The sequence below is a fragment of the Mycobacterium sp. genome (assembly GCF_035603715.1).
Classification (GTDB): Bacteria; Actinomycetota; Actinomycetes; order Mycobacteriales; family Mycobacteriaceae; genus Mycobacterium.
In genome coordinates this window covers 1-3,407 of sequence record NZ_DATNJW010000715.1, presented here as the reverse complement: position 1 = coordinate 3,407, position 3,407 = coordinate 1, and the positions used below count along the sequence as shown (strand labels likewise).

At 64.7% G+C, this 3,407-nt stretch carries 2 protein-coding genes; both read right to left on the bottom strand.

The annotated features are described in order from the left end of the window. Positions 1–2,402: excinuclease ABC subunit UvrA (locus VN856_RS28790; protein ID WP_325695708.1), on the bottom strand; the 2,402-nt coding region annotated here is incomplete at its 3' end. 73 nt (positions 2,403–2,475) lie between these two features. After that, a partial coding sequence (locus VN856_RS28785; protein WP_325695705.1) for a hypothetical protein occupies positions 2,476–3,407 on the bottom strand: 932 nt, incomplete at its 5' end.

Sequence of the window (3,407 nt, the reverse complement as noted above, 5' to 3'; positions counted from 1 at the left end):
ACCCAATCCGCACCCGCGACCATCCGCATGTCGTGTTCGGCCACCACCACGGTATTGCCTGCGTCGACCAGGCGATGCAGTTGACGATCGAGCAGATCCACATCGGCGGGGTGAAGCCCGGTGGTCGGCTCGTCGAGGACGTAGAGCGTATGCCCTCGCCGGGGTCTCTGCAGTTCGGACGCGAGCTTGATCCGCTGCGCCTCACCACCTGACAGCTCGGTCGCGGGCTGTCCGAGACGGAGATATCCAAGTCCGACCTCTCGCAGCGTGGTCAGGCTTCGCGCCGCGTTGGTGACGTCGGCAAGAAACTCCGAGGCCTCATCGACGGTCATCGCGAGCACGTCGGCGATCGAACGGTCGCGATAGCGCACCTCGAGTGTCTCCTCGGAGTACCGCGCTCCGTGGCACGCCGGACATGTCGCGTATGTGCCTGGCAGGAACAACAATTCGACCGACACGAACCCCTCCCCTTGACAGGTGGGGCAGCGACCTTCGGCCACATTGAACGAAAACCTGCCCGCTGTCCAACCGCGGCGACGCGCCTTCGAGGTCGCGGCGAATTCGCGGCGCACGGCGTCGAACAAGCCGGTGTAGGTCGCCAGCGTTGAGCGCGGTGTGCGGCCGATCGGGCGCTGGTCGACTGACACCAGCCGGTTGATCACCTCAACCCCCGCTGCCGTCACACCAACGCTCGCGTCGTGATCGAGATCGAGGATCTCGGTGTCGGATTCGTCGTCGGATTCGGCCGGCTCGGCGACGCGCCCCGTGCCGAGATAGCTCTTCACAACATCGCCGAGGACCTTGACGACGAGCGTCGACTTACCCGAACCGGATACTCCAGTGACGGCGTTGTACACACCAAGTGGCAGTTCTACGTCGAGGTCTCTCAAATTGTGGAAGCAGATTCCGCGCAGCTGCAGCCGCCCGGATTGCGTGCGAGGTTGACGAGGCGGCGGCCCGGGCTCCTCGAAAAGGTATCTACGGGTGACCGACTCCTCGATGTCGGCGAGGCCTGGCACCGGCCCGCTGTACAGCACGTCCCCGCCAAGCTCCCCAGCCCCGGGTCCGACGTCGACGATCCAGTCGGCACGGCGGACCACGTCCATGTCGTGCTCGACGACGAATAACGAATTGCCCGCGCGCCGCAGGCGATCAAGCACGTCGAGTAGCGGTTCGGCGTCCGCGGGGTGCAGTCCGGCGGACGGCTCGTCGAGCACATAGAGCACGCCGAACAAGCCGGCGCGCAGTTGAGTTGCCAGCCGCAACCTTTGCAGTTCGCCGGGTGACACCGTCGGAGTGCGTCGACTCAGCGTGAGATAGCCGAGGCCGAGATCGATGAGTATCTGCAGGCGTGCGACGAGGTCGGCGGCGATCATGGTCGCCACTTCCGTCAGCTCACCGGATTTCGTTGACTCGTACGCGGCGGCGGCATCGGTCCGAGAAGCTGTCGGGCGCAACGTATCAGCAAGATCGGCCAATGGCATCGCAATGTAGTCGGCGATGGTGCGCCCGGCGAAAGTCACCTGCAAAGCCTCCGGCCGCAGCCCAGAACCGCCGCAAATGGGACACTCGACGCTGTCGACGAATTGCAGTACGCGGCGACGCATCATCGCGCTATGGGAGTTGGCCAGCGTGTGGCGGACGTGGCGTTCGGCGCTGGAGAAGGTGCCGTTGTAGTAATAATCGGCCTGCACGGGGTGCTGGCTCGGGTCGATTTCGACGGTGGGCTGCTCGTCTGTGAACAAAATCCAGTTGCGTTGCCGCTTAGGAAGTTTCCGCCATGGCTTGTCGATGTCGTACCCCAGCGTGACGAGGATGTCACGGAGGTTTTGGCCTTGCCACGCACCTGGCCACGCGGCAACCGCGCCTTCGCGGATGGTCAGCGACGGGTCTGGCACCAGTGTCTCTTCGGTCACCCGATGGATGCGTCCCAGCCCGTGGCACTCGGGGCACGCACCGACCGCTGTGTTTGGCGAGAACGCATCGGAGTCCAGTCGCTCTGTGGCCCCCGGCGGGTAGGTGCCGGCGCGGGAGAACAGCATCCTCAGCAGGTTCGACAGGGTGGTGACGGTGCCGACCGTCGACCGCGACGTCGCCGAACCCCGGCGCTGCTGCAATGCGACGGCGGGCGGTAGCCCGGTGATGTCATCTACCTTGGGCGCGCCGGTTTGTAATAGCAGACGACGGGCGTACGGAGCGACCGATTCGAAGTAGCGGCGCTGGGCCTCGGCATAGATGGTCCCGAAGGCCAACGACGATTTGCCGGATCCGGAGATCCCGGTGAACGCGACCAACGCGTCACGCGGCGCTACGACGTCGACACCCCGTAGATTGTGGACCCGCGTCCCGTAAACGCGCACACAAGGGTCGATGTCGTCCGTGCTTCTGTAGGACTCTGTCATCGTGCTCAGACGAGTACCCGTGCGGCGGCCGCGCAAGCATGATCTCTGCTGCTCGACCACCGGGTCCGACGCTTCAATCGTTCCTCGGCCAAGACTCCCCCAAGCTCCATTGAGGCCCGGAGGAACCGCTGTCGGAATCTGTGAAGCGTTCACGCTGCCTAACGCCGTAGGCCGCCGCCCTGACGACGCGGTCGTCTTCGAGTCCAGACCCCAGCGCCCCGCCGACGGTGGAGACCGACCCCAGCAACCACGCCAACGTCAGGTAGTCGGCAATGCCGACCCGATGGCCGAGGGCACTGGCGAACAGCTCAGGCGAAAGGATGACAACTGCGGCGCCCAGCAGCAGGACGAACAGGGCCACATACAGCACCGTGACGCCGATCGTTAGCGTCACTAAAGTCGCGGTGTTGTACAGCACAGATCGGCCGCGCTCGGTGAGTGACTTCGGCCGTTCCCAGAGCTTGTGATCCAGGATCAGCCACGCCACCATCGCCGTGATCGACAATATGGTCGCCGCGCCCATGCGCCAAGGGCCCATCGTGTCGGAGAATAACCAAATCTCCTTGGTGGCCAGCCCGAGCGCGCCGCTGGCGAACGCAACCACCAGGACCCGTGATAGCCCTGTTACCAAGCGCCAAGGGCGATTTGCGCGCACCATGCCAACTAGCAGGCGCAGTCGTCGCAGCCCCCTGGGGGCAAAGTAGCGGATCCCCCCGTCGGTTCCCGCATATGGAAGCCGCCCGGCGCGCCCCATCGCCAAGCCGGGCATCCCGATCATTTGGCCAATCACCAATGCCACCACTTCGCGCACCTGGCGCGGCACGAACGATGCGCCGAGCCCCGGAACGGATATGAGCGCGAACCGGTGCTTGGTGCTGATGTCGGCGATGACGGGCAGGGTATCGTCGCGACGGGGCAGATCCGTCAGATAGATGACGATGTCGGCGTCATGACGTGAGGGATCGACCGATTCGATGACCTGTGGGAATGGGGCCTGTTCGTCCG